34 protein-coding genes are annotated in these 24800 nt (G+C 37.4%); 24 read left to right on the forward strand and 10 right to left on the reverse strand.

Going from position 1 to position 24800, the window contains the following annotated elements; translation table 11 throughout:
• Positions 1-6: 6 nt before the first annotated feature.
• The 21 genes from rpsC to rplQ all read left to right on the forward strand — a co-directional run bounded on the left by rpsC (position 7) and on the right by rplQ (position 10363).
• Positions 7-744, forward strand: a complete 738-nt coding sequence (gene rpsC / locus J3T98_RS08390; protein ID WP_065562942.1) for a 30S ribosomal protein S3 — start codon at positions 7-9, stop codon at positions 742-744.
• Positions 745-756: 12 nt separating this feature from the next.
• Positions 757-1167, forward strand: a complete 411-nt coding sequence (gene rplP, locus J3T98_RS08395) for a 50S ribosomal protein L16 (RefSeq protein ID WP_025314389.1) — start codon at positions 757-759, stop codon at positions 1165-1167.
• Positions 1168-1359 carry a 50S ribosomal protein L29 gene (rpmC, locus tag J3T98_RS08400; RefSeq protein WP_034902373.1) on the forward strand — a complete coding sequence of 64 codons (192 nt, stop codon included), beginning with the start codon at positions 1168-1170 and terminating at the stop codon, positions 1357-1359.
• Between the two features lies 1 nt (position 1360).
• On the forward strand, positions 1361-1621 hold the full coding sequence (gene rpsQ, locus J3T98_RS08405; protein ID WP_025314391.1) for a 30S ribosomal protein S17: 261 nt from the start codon (positions 1361-1363) through the stop codon (positions 1619-1621).
• A gap of 195 nt (positions 1622-1816) precedes the next feature.
• Positions 1817-2188, forward strand: a complete 372-nt coding sequence (gene rplN, locus J3T98_RS08410; RefSeq protein WP_025314392.1) for a 50S ribosomal protein L14 — start codon at positions 1817-1819, stop codon at positions 2186-2188.
• Between the two features lie 10 nt (positions 2189-2198).
• Positions 2199-2513, forward strand: coding sequence for a 50S ribosomal protein L24 (rplX, locus tag J3T98_RS08415; protein ID WP_034884230.1), 315 nt, complete (start codon positions 2199-2201; stop codon positions 2511-2513).
• Positions 2514-2530: 17 nt separating this feature from the next.
• The gene (gene rplE / locus J3T98_RS08420) at positions 2531-3070 is read left to right on the forward strand and encodes a 50S ribosomal protein L5 (RefSeq protein WP_025314394.1); all 540 of its coding nucleotides are present in this window, start codon (positions 2531-2533) and stop codon (positions 3068-3070) included.
• A gap of 11 nt (positions 3071-3081) precedes the next feature.
• Complete coding sequence (gene rpsN / locus J3T98_RS08425) at positions 3082-3387, forward strand: 30S ribosomal protein S14 (RefSeq protein WP_025314395.1); 306 nt, start codon at positions 3082-3084, stop codon at positions 3385-3387.
• 17 nt (positions 3388-3404) lie between these two features.
• A complete protein-coding gene (rpsH, locus tag J3T98_RS08430; RefSeq protein ID WP_034884228.1) occupies positions 3405-3797 on the forward strand; it encodes a 30S ribosomal protein S8 in 393 nt (130 codons plus the stop codon).
• An 11-nt stretch (positions 3798-3808) separates the two neighbouring features.
• Positions 3809-4342 carry a 50S ribosomal protein L6 gene (rplF, locus tag J3T98_RS08435; protein ID WP_065562941.1) on the forward strand — a complete coding sequence of 178 codons (534 nt, stop codon included), beginning with the start codon at positions 3809-3811 and terminating at the stop codon, positions 4340-4342.
• Positions 4343-4351: 9 nt separating this feature from the next.
• Positions 4352-4705 carry a 50S ribosomal protein L18 gene (rplR, locus tag J3T98_RS08440; protein ID WP_025314398.1) on the forward strand — a complete coding sequence of 118 codons (354 nt, stop codon included), beginning with the start codon at positions 4352-4354 and terminating at the stop codon, positions 4703-4705.
• A 14-nt stretch (positions 4706-4719) separates the two neighbouring features.
• Positions 4720-5220, forward strand: coding sequence for a 30S ribosomal protein S5 (rpsE, locus tag J3T98_RS08445; RefSeq protein WP_025314399.1), 501 nt, complete (start codon positions 4720-4722; stop codon positions 5218-5220).
• Positions 5221-5226: 6 nt separating this feature from the next.
• Positions 5227-5406, forward strand: coding sequence for a 50S ribosomal protein L30 (gene rpmD, locus J3T98_RS08450; RefSeq protein ID WP_025314400.1), 180 nt, complete (start codon positions 5227-5229; stop codon positions 5404-5406).
• A gap of 5 nt (positions 5407-5411) precedes the next feature.
• Positions 5412-5846, forward strand: coding sequence for a 50S ribosomal protein L15 (gene rplO / locus J3T98_RS08455; RefSeq protein WP_065562940.1), 435 nt, complete (start codon positions 5412-5414; stop codon positions 5844-5846).
• A gap of 8 nt (positions 5847-5854) precedes the next feature.
• Entirely contained in the window at positions 5855-7192 is a 1338-nt protein-coding gene (secY, locus tag J3T98_RS08460; protein WP_065562939.1) for a preprotein translocase subunit SecY, read from the forward strand.
• Positions 7193-7218: 26 nt separating this feature from the next.
• The gene (gene rpmJ, locus J3T98_RS08465) at positions 7219-7332 is read left to right on the forward strand and encodes a 50S ribosomal protein L36 (protein ID WP_034884218.1); all 114 of its coding nucleotides are present in this window, start codon (positions 7219-7221) and stop codon (positions 7330-7332) included.
• 171 nt (positions 7333-7503) lie between these two features.
• Entirely contained in the window at positions 7504-7860 is a 357-nt protein-coding gene (gene rpsM / locus J3T98_RS08470) for a 30S ribosomal protein S13 (RefSeq protein WP_034884217.1), read from the forward strand.
• A 15-nt stretch (positions 7861-7875) separates the two neighbouring features.
• The gene (rpsK, locus tag J3T98_RS08475) at positions 7876-8265 is read left to right on the forward strand and encodes a 30S ribosomal protein S11 (protein WP_025314405.1); all 390 of its coding nucleotides are present in this window, start codon (positions 7876-7878) and stop codon (positions 8263-8265) included.
• 46 nt (positions 8266-8311) lie between these two features.
• On the forward strand, positions 8312-8932 hold the full coding sequence (gene rpsD, locus J3T98_RS08480; protein ID WP_065558591.1) for a 30S ribosomal protein S4: 621 nt from the start codon (positions 8312-8314) through the stop codon (positions 8930-8932).
• 25 nt (positions 8933-8957) lie between these two features.
• A complete protein-coding gene (locus J3T98_RS08485; RefSeq protein WP_065562938.1) occupies positions 8958-9947 on the forward strand; it encodes a DNA-directed RNA polymerase subunit alpha in 990 nt (329 codons plus the stop codon).
• 29 nt (positions 9948-9976) lie between these two features.
• The gene (rplQ, locus tag J3T98_RS08490) at positions 9977-10363 is read left to right on the forward strand and encodes a 50S ribosomal protein L17 (RefSeq protein ID WP_034884211.1); all 387 of its coding nucleotides are present in this window, start codon (positions 9977-9979) and stop codon (positions 10361-10363) included.
• Positions 10364-10543: 180 nt separating this feature from the next.
• On the opposite strand, the gene J3T98_RS08495 is transcribed toward rplQ, so the two are convergent.
• The 3 genes from J3T98_RS08495 to slyD all read right to left on the reverse strand — a co-directional run bounded on the left by J3T98_RS08495 (position 10544) and on the right by slyD (position 12193).
• Positions 10544-10747 carry a SlyX family protein gene (locus J3T98_RS08495; RefSeq protein WP_065562937.1) on the reverse strand — a complete coding sequence of 68 codons (204 nt, stop codon included), beginning with the start codon at positions 10745-10747 and terminating at the stop codon, positions 10544-10546.
• A gap of 48 nt (positions 10748-10795) precedes the next feature.
• Positions 10796-11467, reverse strand: coding sequence for a RadC family protein (gene radC, locus J3T98_RS08500; protein ID WP_065562936.1), 672 nt, complete (start codon positions 11465-11467; stop codon positions 10796-10798).
• Positions 11468-11626: 159 nt separating this feature from the next.
• A complete protein-coding gene (gene slyD, locus J3T98_RS08505; protein WP_267362626.1) occupies positions 11627-12193 on the reverse strand; it encodes a peptidylprolyl isomerase in 567 nt (188 codons plus the stop codon).
• Between the two features lie 242 nt (positions 12194-12435).
• Between slyD and ppnP the strand changes: the two genes are divergently transcribed.
• Positions 12436-12726: a pyrimidine/purine nucleoside phosphorylase gene (ppnP, locus tag J3T98_RS08510; RefSeq protein ID WP_065562934.1), complete on the forward strand. Its 291-nt coding sequence runs from the start codon at positions 12436-12438 to the stop codon at positions 12724-12726.
• A gap of 105 nt (positions 12727-12831) precedes the next feature.
• Here the strand turns inward: ppnP and fabI are convergent, their stop codons facing one another.
• Complete coding sequence (gene fabI / locus J3T98_RS08515; protein WP_065562933.1) at positions 12832-13620, reverse strand: enoyl-ACP reductase FabI; 789 nt, start codon at positions 13618-13620, stop codon at positions 12832-12834.
• A 190-nt stretch (positions 13621-13810) separates the two neighbouring features.
• On the opposite strand from fabI, the gene tehB reads away from it, so the two are divergent.
• The gene (gene tehB, locus J3T98_RS08520; RefSeq protein ID WP_267353583.1) at positions 13811-14680 is read left to right on the forward strand and encodes an SAM-dependent methyltransferase TehB; all 870 of its coding nucleotides are present in this window, start codon (positions 13811-13813) and stop codon (positions 14678-14680) included.
• A gap of 34 nt (positions 14681-14714) precedes the next feature.
• Here the strand turns inward: tehB and fmt are convergent, their stop codons facing one another.
• A complete protein-coding gene (gene fmt / locus J3T98_RS08525; protein ID WP_267362628.1) occupies positions 14715-15674 on the reverse strand; it encodes a methionyl-tRNA formyltransferase in 960 nt (319 codons plus the stop codon).
• 252 nt (positions 15675-15926) lie between these two features.
• Positions 15927-17795, reverse strand: a complete 1869-nt coding sequence (locus tag J3T98_RS08530) for an SLC13 family permease (protein WP_065562930.1) — start codon at positions 17793-17795, stop codon at positions 15927-15929.
• A gap of 260 nt (positions 17796-18055) precedes the next feature.
• Between J3T98_RS08530 and J3T98_RS08535 the strand changes: the two genes are divergently transcribed.
• Entirely contained in the window at positions 18056-19777 is a 1722-nt protein-coding gene (locus J3T98_RS08535) for a thiamine pyrophosphate-dependent enzyme (RefSeq protein ID WP_065562929.1), read from the forward strand.
• Positions 19778-19866: 89 nt separating this feature from the next.
• On the opposite strand, the gene edd is transcribed toward J3T98_RS08535, so the two are convergent.
• From edd to J3T98_RS08555, 4 genes are all read right to left on the reverse strand, one after another.
• On the reverse strand, positions 19867-21672 hold the full coding sequence (gene edd, locus J3T98_RS08540; RefSeq protein ID WP_267337340.1) for a phosphogluconate dehydratase: 1806 nt from the start codon (positions 21670-21672) through the stop codon (positions 19867-19869).
• A gap of 48 nt (positions 21673-21720) precedes the next feature.
• On the reverse strand, positions 21721-22251 hold the full coding sequence (locus J3T98_RS08545) for a gluconokinase, GntK/IdnK-type (RefSeq protein ID WP_267332089.1): 531 nt from the start codon (positions 22249-22251) through the stop codon (positions 21721-21723).
• Between the two features lie 215 nt (positions 22252-22466).
• On the reverse strand, positions 22467-23630 hold the full coding sequence (locus J3T98_RS08550; protein WP_218058430.1) for an ABC transporter permease: 1164 nt from the start codon (positions 23628-23630) through the stop codon (positions 22467-22469).
• Positions 23627-24763: an HlyD family secretion protein gene (locus J3T98_RS08555; RefSeq protein ID WP_267362629.1), complete on the reverse strand. Its 1137-nt coding sequence runs from the start codon at positions 24761-24763 to the stop codon at positions 23627-23629. The genes J3T98_RS08550 and J3T98_RS08555 overlap by 4 nt, the downstream gene beginning before the upstream one ends.
• Positions 24764-24800: the final 37 nt, after the last annotated feature.

Below are 24800 nucleotides of genomic sequence, written 5' to 3' on the forward strand. Positions count from 1 at the left end.
ATAGCAATGGGTCAAAAAGTAAATCCAAATGGTATCCGACTAGGCATCGTCAAGCCTTGGACATCTACATGGTATTCGGGTACAAAGACATTCGCTGATAATTTAGAAAGTGATTTTAGAGTGCGTGAATTCTTAAATAAAGAATTAGCACAAGCATCTATCTCTAAAATTGTGATCGACCGTTCAGCAGAAACTAACGTTCGCATTACTATTCACACTGCTCGTCCAGGTATTGTGATTGGTAAAAAAGGTGAGGACGTTGAAAAATTACGTAATGCCGTAGCTTCTATTGTCAATAAATACAAAGACAAAAGAGAGAAACGTGATGTTGCAGTACAAATTAATATTGCTGAAGTTCGTAAACCAGAACTTGACGCTAAATTAGTTGCTGACAGTATTACCTCTCAGTTAGAACGCCGTGTTATGTTCCGTCGCGCTATGAAACGTGCGGTTCAAAACGCAATGAAAGCGGGTGCTAAAGGTATCAAAGTTGAAGTAAGTGGTCGTTTAGGCGGCGCTGAAATCGCTCGTAGTGAATGGTATCGTGAAGGTCGTGTGCCTCTACATACTCTACGTGCTGATATCGATTATGGTACATCTGAAGCATTAACTACCTATGGTATTATTGGTGTTAAAGTGTGGATCTTCAAAGGTGAGATCCTTGGTGGTATGGCTGCCGTTGAACAAGCAGAAAAACAACCTGCTGCTCAACCGAAAAAGCAGCGCAAAGGCCGAAAACAATAAGGAGCGTCGCTGATGTTACAACCAAAGCGTACAAAATTCCGTAAAGTGCACAAGGGCCGCAATCGTGGTCTTGCTGTAAGTACTGACGTTAGTTTCGGTACATTCGGTCTTAAGGCTGTGGGTCGTGGTCGTTTGACTGCGCGCCAGATCGAAGCGGCACGTCGTGCAATGACTCGTGCAGTTAAGCGTCAAGGTAAAATCTGGATTCGAGTTTTCCCTGATAAACCAATTACTGAAAAACCACTTGAAGTGCGTATGGGTAAAGGTAAGGGTAACGTTGAATACTGGGTTGCTCAGATTCAACCAGGTAAAGTCCTTTATGAAATGGACGGTGTACCGGAAGAAGTTGCTCGTGAAGCATTTGCGTTGGCAGCTGCAAAACTGCCAATTAAAACCACCTTTGTGATTAAGACGGTGATGTAAATGAAAGCAAAAGAGCTACGCGAAAAAAGCGTTGAAGAGTTAAATACTGAACTTCTTAATTTATTACGTGAGCAATTTAACTTACGTATGCAATTAGCTGGGGGTCAGTTAACACAAACTCATATGTTAAAACAAGTGCGTCGTAATATTGCACGAGTTAAAACGTTATTAACTGAGAAGGCGGGTGCGTAATATGACTACTGAAGTAAAAATTCGTACTCAGCAAGGTCGTGTTATTAGCGACAAAATGGATAAATCTATTACTGTAGCTATTGAACGTAAAGTGAAGCATCCGTTATATGGTAAGTTCATTAAACGTACGACTAAATTGCATGTACATGATGAAAACAACGAGTGTGGTATTGGCGATACTGTTGAAATTAAAGAGTGTCGTCCATTATCAAAAACCAAATCTTGGACTCTTGTTCGAATCGTTGAAAAAGCAGTTAGTTAATCTTTTTTGATTAAAAACTGTACATAATTTAATAAACGGCTCATCGGCCGTTTATTTTATGCTATCCATTTTATTTGAGTGGTGTTATACTATGCGCCCTCACATATGTGGGTTTTTGGTTGTCTATTCTTATCCATGGTAGTTGAGGTGGATGAAGGTAGATTAGACAATAATTAATTTATACGGAGCATTAAAATGATCCAAGAACAGACTAGGCTCGATGTTGCTGATAACTCTGGCGCACGTAGCGTAATGTGTATCAAGGTTCTCGGTGGATCGCATCGTCGTTATGCAGCTGTCGGTGATATCATCAAAGTTACCATTAAAGAAGCAATTCCACGTGGTAAAGTGAAAAAAGGTGATGTACTTAAAGCTGTAGTCGTGCGCACTAGAAAAGGTGTTCGTCGTCCTGATGGATCTGTCATTCGTTTCGATCGCAATGCTTGCGTTATTTTAAATAATAACAGTGAGCAACCGATTGGTACGCGTATTTTTGGACCGGTCACTCGTGAACTTCGTTCTGAGAAGTTTATGAAGATCATTTCATTAGCACCAGAAGTACTGTAAGGAGCGGGTAATGGCAGCTAAAATCCGTCGAGAAGATGAAGTTATCGTGTTAGCCGGTAAAGATAAAGGTAAACGCGGTAAAGTAAAAAGTGTTTTGTCTACTGGTAAAGTGATTGTTGAAGGTATTAATTTGGTGAAAAAACATCAAAAACCAGTACCTGCATTAAATCAAGAAGGTGGAATTGTTGAGAAAGAAGCGCCAATTAACGTTTCTAACGTAGCAATTTTTAACCAAGATACAGGCAAAGCAGATCGCGTAGGCTTTCGTTTTGAAGATGGAAAAAAAGTCCGTTTTTATAAGTCTACTAATAAATTAATCAATTAAGTAATTTGGAGTGTACGATGGCGAAACTGCATGATTACTACAAAGCACAGGTAGTAAATAAACTGCAAGAACAGTTTGGCTACAAATCTGTCATGCAAGTCCCTCGGATCGAAAAGATCACCTTGAATATGGGTGTGGGTGAAGCAATTACTGATAAGAAATTATTAGATAATGCGGTTGCTGATTTAGCAGCAATCAGTGGTCAAAAACCACTTGTCACTAAAGCACGCAAATCAGTTGCTGGTTTTAAAATCCGTCAAGGGTATCCTATTGGTTGTAAGGTCACTTTACGTGGCGAACGTATGTGGGAATTTTTTGAACGTCTAGTTTATATTGCTCTTCCTCGTACTCGAGATTTTCGTGGCTTAAGCGCAAAATCTTTCGATGGTCGTGGTAACTATAGCATGGGTGTTCGTGAACAAATCGTTTTCCCTGAAATCGATTATGATAAAGTTGATCGTGTTCGTGGTTTAGATATTACTATCACAACTACTGCACAATCTGATGAAGAAGGCCGAGCTTTATTATCTGCCTTTAACTTCCCATTTCGTAAGTAAGGTAGGGCATAATGGCTAAACAATCAATGATTGAACGCGATAAGAAACGCGTAAAGCTAGCAGAAAAATATTTTGCAAAGCGTCAAGAATTAAAAGCGATTATCTCTGATCTTAATGCATCAGATGAAGATCGTTGGAATGCAGTGCTTAAATTGCAAACGCTTCCTCGTGATTCTAGTCCATCACGTCAACGTCGTCGTTGTCGTCAAACCGGTCGTCCTCATGGCGTCCTTCGTAAATTTGGTTTAAGCCGTATTAAGGTTCGTGAGTCAGCCATGCGTGGTGAGATTCCTGGTCTTAAAAAGGCAAGTTGGTAATCAGGGGAGTGTTATAGATGAGCATGCAAGATCCTATAGCAGATATGTTGACCCGTATTCGTAACGGTCAAGCTGCGAATAAAGTTGCAGTCACCATGCCTTCCTCTAAGCTAAAAGTGGCAATTGCCAATGTGCTAAAAGAAGAAGGTTATATCGGGGACTATAAAGTAGTTGGTGACACTAAACCAGAATTGGAAATCACTTTAAAATATTTCCAAGGTAAGGCTGTTGTAGAAAGTATTAAACGTGTTAGCCGTCCAGGTTTACGTATTTATAAACGTAAAGATGAATTACCAAAAGTAATGGCTGGATTAGGTATTGCAGTTATTTCTACTTCTAAAGGTGTTATGACTGATCGTGCAGCACGCCAAGCTGGTCTTGGTGGTGAAATTATCTGCTACGTAGCGTAAGGGAGAAAAAAATGTCTCGTGTTGCAAAAGCACCTGTCGTTGTTCCTGCTGGCGTAGAGGTAAAACTCAATGGTCAGGTAATTACGATTAAAGGTAAAAATGGCGAGTTATCTCGCACAATAAATAATGCTGTTGTAATTAATCAAGAAGAAGGTCAAATTAAATTTGCACCTCGTGACGGCTTTGCTGATGCTTGGGCTCAAGCAGGTACAGCTCGTGCATTGATTAATGCAATGGTAATTGGTGTTACTGAAGGTTTTACTAAAAAACTTCAGCTAGTTGGTGTCGGTTATCGTGCACAAGTTAAAGGTAATGCAATTGGTTTATCTCTTGGATATTCACATCCAATTGAACATCAATTACCTAAAGGTGTAACAGCTGAGTGTCCTTCTCAAACTGAAATCGTACTAAAAAGTGCTGATAAACAGTTAATCGGACAAGTAGCAGCAGATATCCGTGCTTATCGTCGTCCTGAACCTTATAAAGGTAAAGGTGTTCGTTACGCAGATGAAGTTGTGCGTACTAAAGAAGCTAAGAAAAAGTAAGGTAACACTATGGATAAGAAATCAGCTCGTATCCGTCGTGCAACTAAAGCGCGTCGTAAGATGCATGAACTACTTGCAACTCGCTTAGTAGTTCACCGTACTCCGCGTCATATTTATGCGCAGATTATCGCACCAAACGGATCAGAAGTACTGGCAGCCGCTTCTACATTAGAAAAAGCTATCAGTGAAAGTTTAAAATACACTGGAAACAAAGATGCCGCAGCAGCAGTTGGTAAAGCAATTGCAGAGCGTGCATTAGCGAAAGATATCAAAGAAGTTTCTTTTGATCGTTCAGGTTTCCAATATCATGGTCGAGTTCAGGCGCTAGCAGATGCTGCTCGCGAAGCTGGCCTACAGTTCTAAGGTAGGAGTTAAAGATGTCAAACATCGAAAAACAAGCTGGTGAACTGCAGGAAAAATTAATCGCAGTTAACCGAGTCTCTAAAACCGTAAAAGGTGGTCGTATTTTTAGTTTTTCTGCACTAACTGTTGTTGGTGACGGTAATGGCCGCGTAGGTTTTGGATATGGTAAAGCACGTGAAGTGCCAGCAGCAATCCAAAAAGCAATGGAAAAAGCACGTCGCAATATGATCAATGTTGCGTTAAACAACGATACTTTACAGCATCCAGTTAAAGGTGCTCACACAGGTTCTCGTGTTTATATGCAACCAGCATCAGAAGGTACTGGTATTATCGCCGGTGGTGCGATGCGTGCTGTATTAGAAGTTGCTGGTGTTCGTAACGTTCTAGCTAAAGCATATGGTTCTACAAACCCAATTAACGTGGTTCGTGCAACGATTGATGGCTTAGAAAATATGAAATCTCCAGAAATGGTTGCTGCTAAGCGTGGTAAAACCGTCGAAGAAATTTTGGGGTAATTAGCCATGGCAAAGACAATTAAAATTACACAAACTCGTAGTTCTATTGGTCGTCTACCGAAGCATAAAGCAACGTTAGTTGGTTTAGGATTACGTCGTATTGGTCATACTGTTGAACGTGAAGATACACCTGCAATTCGCGGTATGGTAAACCAAGTTTATTACATGGTTAAAGTTGAGGAGTAATAGTAATGCGTTTAAATACTTTATCTCCTGCTGAAGGTTCAAAGCATGCACCTAAGCGCGTAGGCCGTGGAATCGGTTCAGGGCTTGGTAAAACTGGTACTCGTGGTATCAAAGGTCAAAAATCTCGTTCAGGTGGCGGCGTTCGTCGTGGCTTTGAAGGTGGTCAAATGCCTTTATATCGTCGTTTACCAAAATTTGGTTTTACCTCACGTAAAGCTATGGTAACAGCACAAGTTCGTCTTTCAGATTTAATGAAAGTTGAAGGTGATATTGTTGACCTAAATAGCTTAAAAGTTGCTAATGTGATTAATTCACAAATCGAATATGCAAAAATCATGTTATCTGGTGAAATTTCTAAACCAGTAACAGTTCGTGGTATTCGAGTAACTAAAGGTGCTAAAGCTGCAATTGAAGCTGCTGGCGGAAAAATTGAGGAATAATTAGAAAGATGGCAAAGCAACCAGGATTAGATTTTCAAAGCACACGAGGCGGTAGTAGTGAGCTTAAAAGACGTTTATTATTTGTGCTTTTAGCGCTTATTGTTTTCCGTCTTGGTTCTTACGTTCCGGTTCCTGGTGTTGATACTAAAGCGTTATCGGACTTACTACAAGCATCATCTAATGGTATTGTTGGTATGTTCAATATGTTCTCTGGTGGTGCTTTAAGCCGTGCTTCAATATTTGCTTTAGGGATAATGCCTTATATTTCTGCATCAATCATTGTGCAGTTATTGACATCAATTAATCCTAAATTAGCTGAATTGAAGAAAGAAGGTGAATCAGGTCGTAAGAAAATTAGCCAATATACTCGTTATGGCACACTAGCTTTAGCGATTGTACAGGCAGTCGGTATTGCGACTGGTTTACCGAATATTCCTGGTTATAGTCAGGTTGTGATTAACCCAGGATTTTCTTTCTATTTTATTGCATCGGTTAGCTTAGTTACTGGCACTATGTTTCTTATGTGGTTGGGTGAACAGATCACAGAGCGCGGTGTAGGTAATGGTATTTCTATCATTATCTTTGCTGGTATTGTGGCAAGTCTTCCTCATGCGATATATGAAACAATTGAACAAGCTCGTTCTGGTGATTTGCATCCGATTTTATTATTAGTAATCGCTGCATTAGTGGTTGGTGTGACTTACTTTGTCGTTTTTGTTGAACGTGGTCAACGACGTATTGTCGTTAATTACGCTCAAAGACAACAAGGTCGTCGTGTGTATGCCGCACAAAGTACGCATTTACCTCTTAAAATTAATATGGCAGGTGTAATTCCAGCAATATTTGCTTCAACAATTATTATGTTACCATCAATGATGGCTTCTTGGTTTCAAGGAAATGGTGAAGGATGGAGATATATCTTTGTTCTTATTGGGCAATATTTCTCTCATGATCAACCGTTATACATAATCTTTTTTGCAGCTGCGATTATTTTCTTCTGTTTCTTCTATACCGCATTGGTTTTCAATCCGAGAGAAACAGCAGATCAGTTAAAAAAATCTGGTGCATTTATTCCAGGTATCCGTCCAGGTGAACAAACATCTAAGTATATTGATAAAGTAATGACACGTTTAACGCTAATTGGCGCTATCTACATTACTTTTGTATGTTTGGTACCAATGTTTATGACAAGTGCGATGAAAGTTCCAGTTCAATTTGGTGGAACATCTTTATTAATTGTAGTTGTTGTAATCATGGATTTTATGGCACAAGTACAGACTTTAATGATGCCAAATCGTTATGAGTCAGTGTTAAAGAAAGCGAACCTTAAAGGCTACGGCCGATAAGTTAGCCAGAAGTTACGGAGAAAAACATGAAAGTTCGTGCTTCAGTCAAGAAATTATGCAGAAATTGTAAAATCATCAAACGCAATGGCATCGTTCGTGTTATTTGCATTGAAGGTAAACACAAACAACGTCAAGGTTAATATTATTTAACTGCGAAATTGAACTTTTGCATATTTTACTTGCCAAAGTATAGTAAAGCTGGCTAGAATAGCCAGCCTAAAATTTTTTTGTAGATCCGCCGTTTGAGTATCCTGAAAACGGGCTTTTCAGTATGGTGGATTTGCTGAACATTAACAATAAAGGAGTGCATAGTGGCCCGTATAGCAGGCATTAACATTCCTGATCAACAACATACTGTTATTGCGTTACAAGCAATTTATGGTATCGGTAATACCCGCGCTAAGACAATTTGTGCTGAAGCTGGTATTCCTGAACATGTTAAGATCAGAGAACTATCTGAAGATCAGATTGAAAAGTTACGTGAACAAGTCGCTAAATTCACTGTTGAAGGTGATTTACGTCGTGAAGTAACTATGAGTATCAAGCGTTTATTAGACCTTGGTTGTTATCGTGGTGTGCGTCATCGTCGTGGACTTCCTGTCCGTGGTCAACGCACTAAGACTAACGCTCGTACCCGTAAGGGACCGCGTAAGCCAATCAAGAAATAATTGAGGTGATAATAAATGGCAAAGACACCTGTTCGTACACGTAAACGTGTTAAAAAGCAAGTTTCTGATGGTATAGCTCATATTCATGCATCATTTAACAATACAATCGTAACAATTACCGATCGTCAAGGTAATGCGTTGGGTTGGGCAACCGCTGGTGGTTCTGGTTTCCGTGGCTCTCGTAAGTCAACTCCGTTCGCAGCTCAAGTAGCAGCAGAGCGTTGTGCAGAAGCCGTAAAAGACTACGGAATTAAGAATCTAGAAGTTATGGTAAAAGGACCTGGTCCTGGTCGTGAGTCAACAATTCGTGCATTAAATGCAGCGGGTTATCGCATCACTAATATTACTGATGTTACTCCGATTCCTCATAACGGTTGTCGTCCACCAAAGAAACGTCGTGTTTAATTTTTTATTAAACATCGAATGTTTATAGGATTATTGGAGAAAAAAAATGGCAAGATATTTGGGACCAAAGCTCAAATTAAGTCGTCGTGAAGGTACAGATTTATTCCTTAAGTCTGGCGTCCGAGCGGTTGACAGTAAATGTAAGTTAGAACAAGCTCCTGGACAACATGGTGCGCGTAAACCGCGTTTATCAGATTATGGTGTTCAGTTACGCGAAAAACAAAAAGTTAGACGTATTTATGGAATTCTAGAACGTCAATTCCGTAATTACTACAAAAATGCAGCACGTATTAAAGGTAATACAGGTGAAAACTTGTTAGGTCTTTTAGAACGTCGCTTAGATAACGTTGTTTATCGTATGGGATTCGGTGCAACTCGTGCTGAAGCTCGTCAATTAGTTAGTCATAAAGCTGTTCTTGTTAATGGTCACGTTGTTAACATCGCATCTTATCAAGTTTCACCTGAAGATGTGATTAGTGTTCGTGAAAAATCTAAAAAACAAGCACGTATTAAAGCCGCTTTAGAGTTAGCTGAACAACGTGAAAAACCAACATGGTTAGAAGTTGATGCTAGCAAAATGGAAGGTGTGTTCAAACGCTTACCAGAACGTTCAGATTTATCTGCTGACATCAACGAACATTTGATCGTCGAACTTTACTCTAAGTAAAGTTTAGCACTTAAGAGAGGACATAATGCAGGGTTCTGTAACAGAGTTTTTAAAACCTCACCTAGTTGACGTTGTTCAATACAGCCCAACTCATGCAAAAGTGACTTTAGAGCCACTTGAGCGTGGTTTTGGACATACTTTAGGTAATGCACTACGCCGCATTTTATTATCATCTATGCCGGGATATGCAGTGACCGAAGTTGAAATTGACGGTGTTCTGCATGAGTATAGTACTAAAGAAGGCGTTCAAGAAGATGTGCTTGATATTCTGCTTAATTTGAAAAAATTAGCAGTACGTGTACATACTAAAGATGATGTTATGCTGACTTTAAATAAATCAGGGGTAGGTGCGGTAACTGCATCGGATATCACTCACGATGGTGATGTTGAAATTGTAAATCCTGATTTAGTAATTTGTCATCTTACTGATGCCAATGCTTCAATTAGTATGCGTATTCGTGTACAACGAGGACGTGGTTATGTCCCTGCTTCTGCTCGCGTTAAGTCAGAAGATGAAGAGCGACCGATTGGTCGTCTATTAGTTGATGCATGTTATAGCCCAGTCGAGCGTATCGCTTATTCTGTCGATGCGGCTCGTGTGGAACAACGTACCGATTTAGATAAATTAGTTATTGATATGGAAACTAATGGTACGATTGATCCTGAAGAGGCTATTCGTCGTGCTTCAACTATTTTGGCTGAACAACTTGAAGCTTTCGTTGATTTACGTGATGTACGTCAACCTGAAGTTAAAGAAGATAAACCGGAATTTGATCCGATTCTTCTACGTCCAGTAGATGATCTCGAATTAACTGTTCGGTCTGCTAATTGCTTAAAAGCAGAAGCAGTTCATTATATTGGTGATTTAGTACAACGTACCGAAGTTGAGTTACTTAAAACCCCTAATCTTGGTAAGAAATCACTTACTGAAATTAAGGATGTGCTCGCGTCTCGTGGTTTGTCTTTAGGCATGCGTCTTGAGAACTGGCCACCAGCAAGTATTGTTGAAGACTAAAATAAAATTTATATAAGAAGGATAAAGTTATGCGCCATCGTAAAAGTGGTCGTCAACTGAACCGAAATAGCAGCCACCGTCAAGCAATGTTTCGTAACATGACTAGTTCACTTGTTGAACATGAAATCATCAAAACTACATTGCCTAAAGCAAAAGAGTTGCGTCGTGTTGTTGAACCGTTAATTACGCTAGCCAAAAGCGATAGCGTAGCTAATCGCCGTTTGGCTTTTGCTCGTATCCGTGATAAAGATACAGTGAAAAAATTATTTTCAGATTTAGGCCCACGTTTTGCTACCCGTCCTGGCGGTTATGTACGCATTTTAAAATGTGGTTTCCGTGATGGAGATAATGCTCCAATGGCTTATATTGAATTAGTTGATCGCCCTGCTGTAGAAGCAGAAGCAGCAGCTGAATAAATAATTAAAGCTTAAAATTAAAACCGGCTAATGAGCCGGTTTTTTATTAGCTAATTATTATAGAGTTATCAACCAAAGTTTAATATAAGTACCAGCAATTTTAAACGAAATGGCAAATGATATAGCCACCATTTTGTCCGTAATTAGTAGGAATTCTTCAAAACATTTTAATGCTATAAGTTAATAATGTGGAGGCGGAGTTTCTTCTGATAAACTTGCTATGTTCGATGTTTGGGTTGCTTGTAATTTTTGTGATAATAACGTTAATTGTTCTTTAAGTTTGCTGATATCGGACTGTAGATTAACCACCATTTGATTTAATTCTTCAATGGTCATCTCTTGAAATGCAACTTTTGTTTCTAATAATTCCAATTGTTGGTTCATAGTCTGTTACTTAATGGCTATTTAATTTTATATTGTAAGTAAAAGTTATTATAAAATCCATCCTCGTTCCGCAAAAGAGACGTATTCACCTTTACCAATGACGAGATGATCGATAACTCGGACATCAATTAATTCACAAACTTGTTCGATTTTTTTAGTTAATGCACGATCAGCTTGACTTGGTTCAGCTAAGCCTGAAGGATGGTTATGTGCTAAAATTAATGCTGCCGCATTGTATTGTAAGGCTTTTCTAGCGACTTCTCTAGGATGAACCTCAACGCAGTTGTATGTTCCTACAAACATCTCCTCACAATTAATCACGTGATTCTGGTTATCTAGAAAAATAACCATAAAAATTTCACGATCTTTATCCATTAAACGATTAGCTAGATAATGATGAGTTAAAGTAGGTGATGTAAGATAATTTTCTTTGGTCATTTTAACTTTTAAATAACGATGAGATAGTTCAACCACCGCTTTCAATTGAGTGTATTTAGCTGTTCCCAAACCTTCTTTTTTACAAAATTCATCATGACTTGCATTCATTAAATGGTAAAAGGAACCGAATTCATTTAATAATTTTTGGGATAAAGTTAATACTGGTAAATTACGAGTTCCTGTACGTAAAAAAAGAGCAAGTAATTCAGCATCTGACAGCGCTTCAACACCAAATTGTAATAATTTTTCTCGTGGCATCAAAAGTCTGCATTGTGTTGACATAATTATGGTATTCCCATTTTTTTAAAATGAGATTATTGATTAATTTTTATAAATTGATAACGAAACAGATGAAAAGTTGTGAAATGGTTCGCAAAGATCGAGACTATTTTACAAAAAAAGCGCTAATCAGCGCTTTTAAAATTCTATTTTATTTAAATATTAGTGACATCCGCAACTGCCGTTTCCACCGCCACAACAACCGCTTTCTTCATCATGGTCATGATCATCGTGACCACCACAACCACAGCCACCATGTCCATGATCGTGTGTACCATGAATATGACCATGAGATATCTCATCAGGTGTCGCTTCACGAATAGCAAGCACTTCAACATTAAAATTTAAGTCTTGGCCAGCTAACATATGGTTACCATCAATAGTAACGGTATCGCCATCAATAGCCGTGATTTCAACGGGTAAAGAACCTTGGTCAGTATCAGCAAAAAAACGCATACCAACTTCGAGGTCATCAACTCCAACAAAAACATCACGCGGTACATTTTGTACCAATGCATCGTTAAAATCACCATAAGGGTTAACTAATTCCACATCAAATTTATCACCAAGTTGACGGCCTTCTAACGCATTTTCAAGGTCTTGTAATAAGTTTCCTGCACCTTGTAAATATTCAAGTGGCGCAGCTGCTGTAGCTTCATCAACTAACACGCCATCTTTTGTACGAACTTTATATGCTAAACTTACAACTGTATTTTTTGCTATTTTCATGTTTTCTCCAACAAACTGTTACTGAGCAAATAATGTTAAATTTTAACGGAAAAAAACGCTTCTGTATGCTATTTTCTTTGTAATTTAGGAAGTTTTAATATTATCTTTGTTATTGATGCGATTTTGGTTTAAAAAATAACTTTTAACTAATAAATAATCGTTGGATAGCTAATTGAAATCAATTAAGCTGATAATAATAAGTTTAATAAAATTTATAAAAAAAGTTGAGGAGAGGGGTTTTTATGTTAGAAATTAATGATTATTTTGATGGAAAAGTGAAGTCTATAGGTTTTGAAAATGGCTCAACGGGTAAAGCCTCTGTTGGTGTGATGATGCCTGGCGAATATGTTTTTAGTACCAATAATCCAGAAGAAATGACAGTGATAACTGGTTCGCTCAAAGTTTTATTACCTACTGCAACTGATTGGCAAATTTTTGAAGCCGGGCAGATTTTTCATGTCGCCAAAGAGAGTCAATTTGATGTGCAAGTCAGCGAGACAACAGTTTATTTGTGTCGTTACTTAGCAAAATAGGCATTCAGATTAAATCTAAGAAAGCTTAATCATTGATAGATTTACTTTTATGCAATAAAAAAGGCTAATTTTACAATTAGCCTTTCATTAAAATATTCTACTATATTACTTAAGTTCTAATTCATTCATCGCTGCGATGCTAAAGCCACCATCAACATGAATGACTTCACCTGTAATACCTGACGATAAATTTGAACATAAGAATGCAGCTGAATTACCTACGTCTTCAATGGTTACTGTACGACGAATAGGGGTTACTGATTCACAATGTGATAACATCTTTTTGAAATCTTTAATTCCTGATGCAGCTAAAGTACGAATAGGGCCAGCAGAAATTGCATTTACACGAATACCTTCAGGTCCCATTGCATTTGCCATGTAACGTACATTTGCTTCTAAAGATGCTTTAGCAAGACCCATAACGTTATAATTAGGAATTGCACGTTCAGCGCCTAAATAAGAAAGAGTGACTAATGCTGAGTCAGGATTTAGCATTGAACGACAAGCTTTAGCCATAGCAACAAAGCTATAAGAGCTAATATCATGTGCGATGGCAAAACCTTCACGAGTTACCGCATTAACATAATCACCATCTAATTGATCACCAGGAGCGAAGGCAATTGCATGAACAAAACCATCGAATTTATCCCAAGTTTTAGCTAGCTCTGTAAATAATGTTGTGATGCTTTCATCATGCGCAACATCACAAGGTAAAACGATTTTAGAATTAAAATCAGCAGCAAACTCTTCAACACGGCCTTTTAATTTTTCGCTTTGATAAGTAAAAGCTAATTCTGCGCCTTCACGGTGCATCGCTTTTGCAATACCGTAAGCAATAGAACGATTACTTGCAACGCCGGTAACCAGTATGCGTTTACCTGTTAAAAATCCCATAAATTGTTCCTCTAATATTTTTTACTATATATTCTAGAATGCTGATGATTATATGTTGATATAGTTAACTTCGCTACTATAAATTTATTTTTCCTTATTTAATCGTCATTTTATTTCTAAAAAATAAGTTGTTTATTTAATTAATACTTGACTATAATACTCAACTATTAGATGACATTGTTGGTACTTCATGATGAAAGATAAAGATTTAGTTTGTTATAAAACGTTACCTGTTTGGGATGCAAAAACTTTACCCGATTTGTTTCGTGAAAAACATAATACACAACTAGGTACTTGGGCAAAATTAAACATCATAAAAGGTCATATCAATTTTGATATGTTAACCGAGCAAGGCGATATCGTTTCTCAATATGTTTTTGATGTTCAGCATCAGCCTCCATTTATTGAGCCTCAGCAATGGCATCGAATAGCTCAAGTTTCAGATGATTTGCAGTGCCAGTTGGCTTTTTATTGTCAACCTGAGGATTATAGTCAGAAAAAATATCAGATGACTAAAACCCATTCTGACGTGTTGGAAGTCTGTCAAATCATTCAGGCCGGAAAAGCGCTAGATTTAGGTTGTGGTTCAGGCCGTAATTCACTCTATCTACAGCTACTTGGTTTTGATGTTGATGCCGTTGATAAGTCAGAAATGAGTATTAGTAATTTACAAGAAATTATTGCAAACGATCATTTATCGCATATCAATGCATCTATTTATGATATTAATCAGGCTAATTTAAAAGGTAACTACGATTTAATTATTTCAACTGTTGTAATGATGTTTTTACAACCAGATAGAATTCCCGATATCATTCATAATATGCAAAACATAACTAAAACGGGTGGTTATAATTTAATTGTTTGCGCTATGTCAACTGATGATTTTCCTTGCACTGTAGGATTTTCGTTTACGTTTAAAGAGAATGAGTTACTTAATTATTATCAGAATTGGGACATCCTAAAATACAATGAAGATGTTGGCGAACTGCATAAAACGGATATCCATGGCAACCGAATAAAGCTCCGCTTTGCGACGCTGTTAGCCAAAAAACGATAATACTACAGGAATTTATCCTGTAATATCTTTTTAACTATTTCCCCAGTATCTTACCTACTTCAAACCATGCTTTGCGAGAGTTCAATAGATCTTGAGCAGACATTGTTTTTTTACCAGCAGGTTGTAAAAGTGTCATATTTAATGCGCCATCACTTGTTGCAATACATATTCCTTTTTTATCCGCTTGTAAAATAGTGCCAACAGGTCGATTGTGGGATGTTTTTATCACTTCTGCTTGCCATACCTTTACTGGCTCGCCATTAACGTCAAAATAACTAACAGGCCAAGGATTAAAGGCGCGAATGCAACGTTCAAGTTGCTGTGCCGATAGGTTCCAATCAAGTTTAGCTTCTTGTTTAGATAATTTTTCAGCGTAAGTGACCTGTGATGGATCTTGTTTTTCAGGTTGGATTTTTCCTTCGGTAATTTGTTTTAAGGTATCAAGTAGTCCTTCTGGACCTAATTGCGCCAATTTGTTATATAACGTTGCACTGGTATCAGAAGGTTCTATTGGACAGGTAAGTTTATATAACATATCACCCGTATCAAGCCCTGCATCCATTTGCATAATTGTGATACCGGTTAAAGTATCACCAGCCCAACAAGCGCGTTGAATAGGAGCTGCGCCTCGCCATCTTGGTAATAATGAACCATGCACATTTAAACAACCTAGTTTAGGCATATCAAGCACAGCTTGCGGTAAAATAAGACCATAAGCCACCACAATCATAATGTCGGCATTGAGCTCAGCAATGATTTTTTGATTTTCTTCAGTTTTGAGTGTAGCTGGTTGATAAACAGGAAGATGATTTTCGATTGCTAATTGTTTAACCGGACTTGCAGTTAACTTATTGCCACGTCCAGCAGGGCGATCGGGCTGAGTAAAAACTGCAATGACATTATGTTTAGCATCAATTAATGCTTTTAAATGGGTAGCGGCAAAATCAGGCGTACCAGCAAAAATAATCTTTAGGGGATTTGTTGTGTGTGACATGTGTAATATATCCATAATCAAAATATGACAGATATTATACTTTAAATTGACCTAATAATCCTTAATCACATCACTGTACTCATAATGGATATCATATGTATACCGAGTAAAGGTGGTTATAGCGTTAAGTGATCTTGAATCATAGCGAAATCTCATAATAGCTGGTGAAAAGTTTGTGGATAAATAATAGTAAAAATCCACAAACAACTTAGTAACCTTATATTTAACCAATTAATTATGTTTTTATTTTACTTAAAATGGAAAAAATATTGGTACCAACGCTATATCAACTAACATAACCAAGAAGGTTAACGGCACACCAACTTTAACAAAATCACTAAAGCTATATCCACCAGGTGCAACAACCATTGTTTTTACAGGTGATGAAACCGGTGTAATAAACGATGCAGATGTCGCAATAGCAACGGTCATAGCAAATGGATAGGGTGAATATCCAAATTTTATTGCTAAATCAATCGCAATTGGTGCAATTAAAATCGCGGTTGCGGTATTAGAAATAAACAATCCTACCGTTGAGCATAATAAAAAGATAAAAGTTAACACCATGTAAGGGCCAAATGAACGTAAGTGGATTTCAAGCCATTGTGATATGAGCGAAATCCCTCCCGTCTTATTTAATGCTACCGCGAAAGGCATCATACCAATAATGAGAATTAATGTTGGCCAATGAATTGATTTATAAGCATTTGCCATATCAATACAGCGGGTGGCACCCATTAATAAACAAGCAATCAGTGCAGCAACAACATTTGGGACAATACCTGTCACCATTAAAATAATCATTACCGCTAGATTAAATAGTGCGATAAAAGCCTGAGAGCTTGCTGGTGCAACATCATCAATGTCTGATGGGTAATCAAGTACCACAAAATCACTAGTCCGGGTTTGTAGTTTTTGTATAGATCCCCAGTCTCCGCATACTAAAAGTGTATCGCTCATTTCTAGTCGTTCTTGGAATAGGTTATTGGTTTCAACTGGTGCATGGTTTCGCCAGATTCCAATAACGGTCAGAAAATATTTTTCCCTAAAATCAATTTCATTAAGAGTCTTTCCACATAATGATGATTCAGGCAGCAATGCAACTTCAGCCATACCGACTTCTTTGACTTGTTCTGAAAAATATTCACCACGTAATACTTTTGGTTCAAGATTGTTAGTGGTTAGAAATGTGCGATAGTCAGCTTCGGAATGAGACATGTCCAATAAGAGAATATCGTTTTCTCTAAATTCAGTACTACCATTTACAGGGATGAGCACTTTTTGGAATTTTCGCCAACGTTCAATACCAATTACATTTACACCATGCTCAGTACGTAAATGTAATCCATCAATGGTTCGCCCAACAAAAGGAGAACCAGCAAGAATTTGTGCGCGGTGAGCTCGGCCAATTAATTTATAATCTCTAATTAAATCGGTAATTTTACGTCTTTGAGGTAAACTATTGTTAGCGGTGACTTGGTCCGCTGTAAGTAACCAATTGCGTGTTAATAAACAATAAATCACACCAACAACTAATACGCCAAGGCCTATTGGCGTAATTGAAAAGAAGCCAAACTCGGTTAATGCAGCTCGGCTAAGTTCACTATTTACTACAAGGTTTGGAGCTGTTGCGACAAGAGTCATCATGCCACTAATTAATGCTGCAATACACAGTGGCATCATCAATTTTTTTACATGGATACCTGTATGGTTAGCAATACTGATAGCAACAGGAATAAAGATTGCAACTACACCAGTTGAGCTCATAACCGAACCCAGTAAAGCTACACCTAACATAATAAAGGTAATAATTCGAATATCATTTTTACCTGCTGCTTTTAAGATATATTCACTCATTTTGTAAGAGATACCCGTTCTTACTAAACTTTCACCGATTACGAATAACAGTGCAATGAGGATAATATTGGGATCACTAAATCCCGCAAGCGCTTCAGCCGGAGTTAATACACCCGTGACGGTAATTGCAGTTATCGTCAATAACGCAATAATATCCATTCTTAATTTACTGAATGAAAACAATAAAATCGCAATAAAAAGTAACAAACAAACAGTAATGAGTGGGTAATATTCGATTATATAATTAGGTAAAAGAGCAGACATTGATGATAAAAAACTATGTCCAGATGACGAATGTTCCACAAAAGGTAGCTCATGAAGTTGATTATATTTTTGACATAATACCTTGATTTATTGTAATAGGGAATATCTTGAAGTAAAGATTCTTAAGTATCAACTATGGTTAAAATGACATTTTTAACATTTTTTGCTGTTTTATTTTTAAGCTCTTCGCATTCATAAAACTTAGGTGTAATTTAGTCAACTTGATGCGTTTAATTTTAAAACCATATTTAGGAGTCAATATGTCATCAAAAAAGTCTGTTGCGGAAATTATTATTGAAGTGTTATCTCAAGCGGGGGTTAAACATTGTTATGGTATTGTTGGAGATACTTTAAATCAAATTACGTCTGCTATCAAAAAAAGTGATATTGAATGGGTACATGTTCGTCATGAAGAAGTTGGTGCTTTTGCTGCAGGAGCTGAAGCTTATCTTACCGATCAAATAACCGCTTGTGCTGGTTCTTGTGGACCAGGAAGCCTACATTTTATAAATGGTATTTATGAAGCACAACGTAATAAAGTACCGTTGGTTTTACTGGCTAGCCAGTTAGTTACCTCTCAACAAGGAACTGATTTTCCGCAGGAGGTTGATTTTGAATCTATTTATAAAAACTGTTCTGTCTTTTGTCAGCAAATTTCGGATCCAACACAAGCACGACGAATTACTACAGCGGCTGTACAAGCAGCAATAAATCAACGAGGTGTTGCTGTTATAGTCATTCCTTATAATATAAGTTTAGTCAAAGTTGAAGATAATAGTGGACATAAAATTTTTCACCCGAAACCAGTAATTCGTCCATCTGATGAAGAGCTTGCACAAATCTCCGAAATTCTAAATAAAAACAGTAAAGTGGCAATATTTGCAGGTCATGGAGTATCAGAAGCTCATGATGAATTAGTTGCGTTAGCAAAAAAATTAAAGTCACCAATTGTTCATACTTCAAGAGCTAAAGATTTCGTCGAATATGATAATCCGTATAACGTTGGCATGACAGGGATGTTTGGTATGGAGTCTGGCGCAACGGCGATAAAAGAGTGTGATGTGCTTTTGATGTTTGGTGTTGATTTTGCGTGGTCACAATTTTATCCAGATGATGCAACAATTATTCAGGTAGATATCGATGCAACTCATCTTGGTCATCGCCATAGTGTAGATATTGGTGTTGTAGGTGCAAGTAAACCAACCCTAGCCGCTTTATTGCCATTAGTTAATGAAAAAGCAGACAGTGCATTTTTAGATAAATGTCGTGAATTACATACTAAAGCAATTGATAAATTAGGTAAGAAAGCGATACCATCAAAAACGGTTATTCACCCTCAATATTTAACCGAATTGATTGATAAATATGCCAATGATGATGCCGTACTATGTGCAGATGTTGGTTCTGCTATGGTTTGGGCTTGCCGTCATTTTTCAACCAATGGTAAAAGACGGACCGTTATTAGTTTAAAACATGGCACTATGGCCAATGCGATGCCACAAGCATTAGGTGTACAAAAAGCCTTTCCTAATCGTCAAGTAATTACCTTATCAGGAGATGGTGGTATTAGTATGTTGTTAGGCGATTTGTTAACCACAATCCAAGAAAACCTGCCAATCAAAGTTGTTGTACTTAATAATAGCTCACTTAACTTTGTCGAATTGGAACAAAAATCAGAAGGGCTTGTCGATCACTATACTGATTTAAAAAATCCTGATTTTGCTAAAGTAGCTGAAGCGATGGGATTATTTGCTATTCGTGTCGATAGTTCAGATTTGCTTGAAGCCGCAGTGCAATCATTTTTAGCTCACCCTGGACCTGCATTATTAGATGTTAAGACAAACGAATATGAATTAGTTATGCCGCCTGAAATTCATACTTCACAAGTAATGGGAATGGCGCTTTATAGTGTAAAAGCATCTTTGAGTGGCAAAATGAAAGATGTGGTTAATTTGTTGGTTGATAATTTTGTAAAAAAATAGACTAAGCAATAGATAAAAAAAAGTTGAGGAACGGGGTTTTTAGGGGGATTTTTACGATATCTGCCGCATTTTGCGGCAGATAAGTTTGATTAAAAACTAACAGCACCTTCTTCAGCTGAAGATAAATTTTCTCTAACAACTGTATAAAGTTCTCGACCAAAACCTTTATGGGAATCGGTTAAATCGATTGGTGCTGGACTGCGTTTTGCGAGTTCAGCTTCATCAACTAATAGTGTTATTTCACCGGTTTGACCATTGACTCTGATCATATCACCTTGTTCAACTTTGCTTAATAATCCACCTGCATAGGCTTCAGGTGTAACATGAATAGCTGCCGGTACTTTGCCTGATGCGCCAGATAGCCGTCCATCAGTTAATAACGCAACTTTATAGCCACGATCTTGCAAAACACCCAATGGTGTTATTAATTTATGTAGCTCTGGCATACCGATAGCTTTTGGACCTTGATAACGAACAACTACAACACAGTCTTTGTTGAGGTTGCCGGCTTTATATTCTGCATCTAAATCATACTGACTATTAAAGACTACTGCAGGTGCTTCGATAATTTGGTGCTCAGCGGTAACAGCAGACGTTTTCATTATCGCTCTCCCTAAATTGCCAGACATCACTTTTAAGCCACCATGAGAGTTGAAAGGTTTTTTTATTGAAGCAATCACATTTTCATCTAAAGATTCTTTAGGACCTTCGCGGAAGATGAGTTTACCATTTTCTAAAATTGGCTCTTTTGTGTAACGGCTCAGTCCATGGCCAACTACAGTTTCAACATCTTCATGTAACAAACCACCGGATAATAGTTCTCGGACCAATAATGAAGTTCCACCTGCTGCTTGGAAGTAGTTAATGTCGGCTGGCCCATTAGGGTATATTCGGCTCAATAACGGAACAACTGTTGATAAGTCTGAAATATCGTCCCAATTAATAACAATACCAGCCGCTTTAGCCATAGCGACAATGTGCATAGTCAAATTGGTTGAGCCACCTGTGGCTAAAAGCGCAACTAAACCATTAACAATTACTTTTTCATCCACCATTTTACCAACTGGCATATAGTTTCCTGATTGGTTAGTTAAACGAGTGATCTGTCTTGCAGCGGCATTGGTTAGTTCATTGCGTAATGTTGTTTCAGGGTGAACAAAAGCGGCTCCAGGTAAATGTAATCCCATTAACTCAATGACCATTTGGTTACTATTTGCCGTGCCATAAAACGTACAAGTTCCGCTGGTATGGTATGAGGCTGATTCAGATTCTAATAAATCTTCGCGAGAAGCTTTTCCTTCTGAATAAAGTTGACGAATGCGAACTTTCTCTTTATTTGGTAAACCTGAAGGCATCGGTCCAGAAGGAACAAAGATAGCGGGTAAATGCCCAAAAGATAGGGCTCCAATAAATAATCCTGGTAAAATTTTATCGCAGACTCCTAGATACAGTGCGCCATCAAACATATTATGTGATAACCCAACGGCAACAGACATTGCAATCACATCTCGACTCATTAGCGAAATTTCCATACCCGGTTCACCTTGGGTTACACCATCACACATAGCCGGTACCCCTCCAGCCATTTGGCCAACAGCGCCGACTTCATGTAGCACTTTTCGAATTTGTTCTGGATAAAATTCATAAGGTTTATGTGCTGATAACATATCGTTATAAGAACTGATAATACCGATATTACTTTTTAATATATTTTTAAGATCATTTTTCTCATCGAGGCAACAAGCGGCAAAGCCATGAGCTAAGTTACTACAAGGCAAACTTGCTCGGGTAACTTTCTTTAACATAGCATGTTCTATTTTTTGCAGATAAGCTTCACGTGTTGCTTTAGAGCGATTAATAATGCGCTGAGTTACAGCTAAAATAGTGGAATTCACATTAACCTCTTAGATTATATTTATTATAATTTCTAAACTTTTATAAATTTATTCACAATGACATATCGAATTAATAACCTTCATGCTATCTTCAATAACACCATTTAGTGATTGTTCAATATTGATAGCATAAACATCTTTTTCATTGGCTGTTGGTTCTTCTAATGCATCAAATTGCGACTGTAGCATTCCTGTTTTTTGATAATGTCCTTGGCGTTTAGCTAAACGTTGGGAAATAACATCAAAGCTTCCTTTTAAATAAATAAAGTGCACATTTTCATTTTCTCCACGAATAATGTCTCGATATTTTTCTTTTAATGCAGAGCAGATAATAATCGAAATATCATTGACATTACTCATTGCAAATGCAGCATTACTAATTAAGTTTAACCAAGGCATCCTGTCGTTATCATTTAGCGGGGTACCGCTGCGCATTTTCAATATATTGGCTTTGGGATGTAAAAAGTCCCCATCTAAAAAAGCGGCATTTAGGTTATCGGCTATTTGTTTTGCAACAACCGATTTACCACTACCTGATACACCCATGAATACGAAAACATTTTTCCTTTGTTGTGTCATTGCGTTATTCTCCAAAATAACCTGTTACGGGTAACATTTTGTCACTATAATTCTTTATTGCAATATAAAAAAGTTTTTTTTGTGATTTAGATCATGTTTTTATTAAAGGTTTATTTAGTGATCTTTTTGAAGTTTTATTTAACACATTAAAAAAGTTGAGGAAAGGCCTTTTTGAGCATTGATTTTTGCAAATTAGGCCTTTAGTTTGATAAGTTTTAATCAAGTTGATTGTCTGGTTTTTTCAAGCGATTAACAAACATCATCACGATAAAAGCAATAACGGTTAAATAAATAATGAATATTCCATATGTTGATAACATATCGACAAATGAACGTCCTCGTATACCTATATCGCGGAAAAAGCGGAAGAGCCAAACTAATGGAAATGCGTGGCTGACATAAAATGCCCAGATTGGCATAATGCCTACCGCCATGGTTGAGCCACCCATAATGAATCCAGGTGGAACAAGGAAAATCATTCTGCTAGCCCCTTCGCCTGGATGATTGGTATTCCAAGATAATAAGAAGCCTAACCAGCCAAAAGCGAGTCCAGTCATAAATACACTAGGTACAAAAATAAAGTAATTACCATCAAAACGTAATTGCCCAAATAAAACTAGTATTGCAGTAATTAAAGTTAAAGCAGTGGTATAAAATAGGGCATAAGGCACGGTTCTCGCTAATAGTGGTACAAAACCACGTTCTATTACGGTATTCCACATCCCCATTGTTTTTAATCGGCCAATTATCATTAATGATGTTAATCCATACGTTAATGACGAGAAGAAGTAAACGAAATAGATTATAGTGGATATTGTTGATGAACTAGACGGATTAAACATGGTCCTAGTTTTTAATTGCATTGGTGATAAGGTTGCTTCAGTTGCTTCTCTTCCAAGCCCTAATGCTGCAACTTTACCAACGCTCAATTCAGCACCCGATTCAGGAATGATTTCATTAAGACTTTGCATTACCTTGGCATTTTGTGCGTCATTTGAATCATCAGCAAAATAACCTAACTTAACGGTTTGATCCCCTTTTTTTAGAGACTTTTCAAGTCCTTTAGGAATATATAACACTCCTAAATTACGGTCGTGTGATACTAATGTAATTGGATTTATTGGTGAGCGAATTACTTCTGTTATTTCAATAAATGGTGAAGTATTTACTTTACTGATTAATTCAGTTGAGTAATTGGAACCATCAAGATCAATAACAGCAATTTTTCCTTCAAAAACTGAACCATGGCTTAGCACAATTGAAAAAACAAGTGATACGATAGCCGCTAAACCTAAGCACACTTTATAATATGGAATGAAGTGGCCTGATAACATAGCATCAAGCTCTTCAAGCATAGATTTAATGATGTTTTGCATCATTGATCAACCTCAATTGTCATACCAGTTAATAAATGCGGTATAGGTTCTATATAAATTCTGACTTGATAAGATGTTAAATCTGCCTGACCTCGTTCCCGAGTCATTCGTAAATCAGCAAATGAAGGCGCCGCTGTTGCAAAACGGACAGTTCCTTTTACTGTTTTGTCCAGAGCAATCACATTAGCTTTTACTTTAGTTTCAGGTTGATAATCATTAACCATTTTTTCGTTAACATAGATGTCAACATATTTACGGTCTGTTTCTAACAATACTGCTGGTGCGCCAGCAGGCACCATTTCACCATCTTCAAACATTAGTTTTAGTACTTTTCCATCTTCTGGTGCAACTAATGTAAGGCGGCTATAATTTACTTTTAGTTGTTTTAAATCAGCTTCGGCTTGTGCGAGTTGAGCTCGGATTTGAGCAAGTTGATTTTGGCGATTTTGCAGTTTTTGTCTAGCAATAGTAATCGACTGCAATGTCATACTCGTTGCATTTCTAGTTTGTTCAAACTGGGTGATTTGCTCAGGTGATGCACCAATCATCAATGTTGATAATTGACTTTCAATCTGTACAACTTGCATTTTTGAATTAATGTAGGCATTGCGTGCAGCATCAAGTTGTGATTGTGAAGAGCCTCCAGTTTTTCTTAATTGAGTATGACGTTGAAATTCAGTATTAGCTAAGTCTCGAGAAGATATTGCAGCTTCTAAGTTCGCTTTAACTTCTTCTATTTTCCGCCACGTTGATAATTCATTGAGGTTAGTTTCATTTTCAGTGATTTCGATTGCTGCTTGTTCTTGATTAACTGCGGCTGTTTGACTATCAACTAGCGCTTGTAAGCGATCTATTGATAGCTGCGTATCAGTATCTTCAAGTTGCATTAATGGATCGCCTTTTTTTACAAATTGTGATTCTTGGACAAACCGTTTAATGACTTTGCCACCTACATTTTGAAATGCAACATTGATTTCATCAGCAGTTAATACGCCTGATTTGATACTTTTAGCAACAGTTACTGCATCGTTCCTTGAACCAAGACAAATCAATGTTGATCCAATTAGAAGTAGCAATAAAAATATAGCAGGAATTTTAATGTTTTTTGGTAAATCTAAGTTTAGTTTATTTTTCATTTATTTAGTCAGCTAAGTATATTGTTAAAATATCATG

This window comes from Gilliamella sp. B2772 (genome assembly GCF_026536985.1).
GTDB lineage: Bacteria > Pseudomonadota > Gammaproteobacteria > Enterobacterales > Orbaceae > Gilliamella > Gilliamella apicola_E.

Excerpts from the sequence above, each read along its gene's own strand:
- rplQ (WP_034884211.1), top strand. The coding sequence starts at position 9,977 with ATGCGCCATCGTAAAAGTGGTCGTCAACTGAACCGAAATAGCAGCCAC.
- J3T98_RS08550 (WP_218058430.1), bottom strand. The coding sequence starts at position 23,630 with ATGATGCAAAACATCATTAAATCTATGCTTGAAGAGCTTGATGCTATG.
- rpsQ (WP_025314391.1), top strand. The coding sequence starts at position 1,361 with ATGACTACTGAAGTAAAAATTCGTACTCAGCAAGGTCGTGTTATTAGC.
- slyD (WP_267362626.1), bottom strand. The coding sequence starts at position 12,193 with ATGAAAATAGCAAAAAATACAGTTGTAAGTTTAGCATATAAAGTTCGT.
- rplX (WP_034884230.1), top strand. The coding sequence starts at position 2,199 with ATGGCAGCTAAAATCCGTCGAGAAGATGAAGTTATCGTGTTAGCCGGT.
- rplR (WP_025314398.1), top strand. The coding sequence starts at position 4,352 with ATGGATAAGAAATCAGCTCGTATCCGTCGTGCAACTAAAGCGCGTCGT.
- ppnP (WP_065562934.1), top strand. The coding sequence starts at position 12,436 with ATGTTAGAAATTAATGATTATTTTGATGGAAAAGTGAAGTCTATAGGT.
- rpsC (WP_065562942.1), top strand. The coding sequence starts at position 7 with ATGGGTCAAAAAGTAAATCCAAATGGTATCCGACTAGGCATCGTCAAG.
- rplF (WP_065562941.1), top strand. The coding sequence starts at position 3,809 with ATGTCTCGTGTTGCAAAAGCACCTGTCGTTGTTCCTGCTGGCGTAGAG.
- rplP (WP_025314389.1), top strand. The coding sequence starts at position 757 with ATGTTACAACCAAAGCGTACAAAATTCCGTAAAGTGCACAAGGGCCGC.
- rpsH (WP_034884228.1), top strand. The coding sequence starts at position 3,405 with ATGAGCATGCAAGATCCTATAGCAGATATGTTGACCCGTATTCGTAAC.
- J3T98_RS08535 (WP_065562929.1), top strand. The coding sequence starts at position 18,056 with ATGTCATCAAAAAAGTCTGTTGCGGAAATTATTATTGAAGTGTTATCT.
- rpmC (WP_034902373.1), top strand. The coding sequence starts at position 1,168 with ATGAAAGCAAAAGAGCTACGCGAAAAAAGCGTTGAAGAGTTAAATACT.
- rplO (WP_065562940.1), top strand. The coding sequence starts at position 5,412 with ATGCGTTTAAATACTTTATCTCCTGCTGAAGGTTCAAAGCATGCACCT.
- rpsN (WP_025314395.1), top strand. The coding sequence starts at position 3,082 with ATGGCTAAACAATCAATGATTGAACGCGATAAGAAACGCGTAAAGCTA.
- J3T98_RS08485 (WP_065562938.1), top strand. The coding sequence starts at position 8,958 with ATGCAGGGTTCTGTAACAGAGTTTTTAAAACCTCACCTAGTTGACGTT.
- rpmD (WP_025314400.1), top strand. The coding sequence starts at position 5,227 with ATGGCAAAGACAATTAAAATTACACAAACTCGTAGTTCTATTGGTCGT.
- rpsD (WP_065558591.1), top strand. The coding sequence starts at position 8,312 with ATGGCAAGATATTTGGGACCAAAGCTCAAATTAAGTCGTCGTGAAGGT.
- rpmJ (WP_034884218.1), top strand. The coding sequence starts at position 7,219 with ATGAAAGTTCGTGCTTCAGTCAAGAAATTATGCAGAAATTGTAAAATC.
- tehB (WP_267353583.1), top strand. The coding sequence starts at position 13,811 with ATGATGAAAGATAAAGATTTAGTTTGTTATAAAACGTTACCTGTTTGG.
- fmt (WP_267362628.1), bottom strand. The coding sequence starts at position 15,674 with ATGTCACACACAACAAATCCCCTAAAGATTATTTTTGCTGGTACGCCT.
- rplN (WP_025314392.1), top strand. The coding sequence starts at position 1,817 with ATGATCCAAGAACAGACTAGGCTCGATGTTGCTGATAACTCTGGCGCA.
- secY (WP_065562939.1), top strand. The coding sequence starts at position 5,855 with ATGGCAAAGCAACCAGGATTAGATTTTCAAAGCACACGAGGCGGTAGT.
- J3T98_RS08545 (WP_267332089.1), bottom strand. The coding sequence starts at position 22,251 with ATGACACAACAAAGGAAAAATGTTTTCGTATTCATGGGTGTATCAGGT.
- rplE (WP_025314394.1), top strand. The coding sequence starts at position 2,531 with ATGGCGAAACTGCATGATTACTACAAAGCACAGGTAGTAAATAAACTG.
- rpsE (WP_025314399.1), top strand. The coding sequence starts at position 4,720 with ATGTCAAACATCGAAAAACAAGCTGGTGAACTGCAGGAAAAATTAATC.
- J3T98_RS08530 (WP_065562930.1), bottom strand. The coding sequence starts at position 17,795 with ATGTCTGCTCTTTTACCTAATTATATAATCGAATATTACCCACTCATT.
- J3T98_RS08495 (WP_065562937.1), bottom strand. The coding sequence starts at position 10,747 with ATGAACCAACAATTGGAATTATTAGAAACAAAAGTTGCATTTCAAGAG.
- fabI (WP_065562933.1), bottom strand. The coding sequence starts at position 13,620 with ATGGGATTTTTAACAGGTAAACGCATACTGGTTACCGGCGTTGCAAGT.
- rpsK (WP_025314405.1), top strand. The coding sequence starts at position 7,876 with ATGGCAAAGACACCTGTTCGTACACGTAAACGTGTTAAAAAGCAAGTT.
- radC (WP_065562936.1), bottom strand. The coding sequence starts at position 11,467 with ATGTCAACACAATGCAGACTTTTGATGCCACGAGAAAAATTATTACAA.
- J3T98_RS08555 (WP_267362629.1), bottom strand. The coding sequence starts at position 24,763 with ATGAAAAATAAACTAAACTTAGATTTACCAAAAAACATTAAAATTCCT.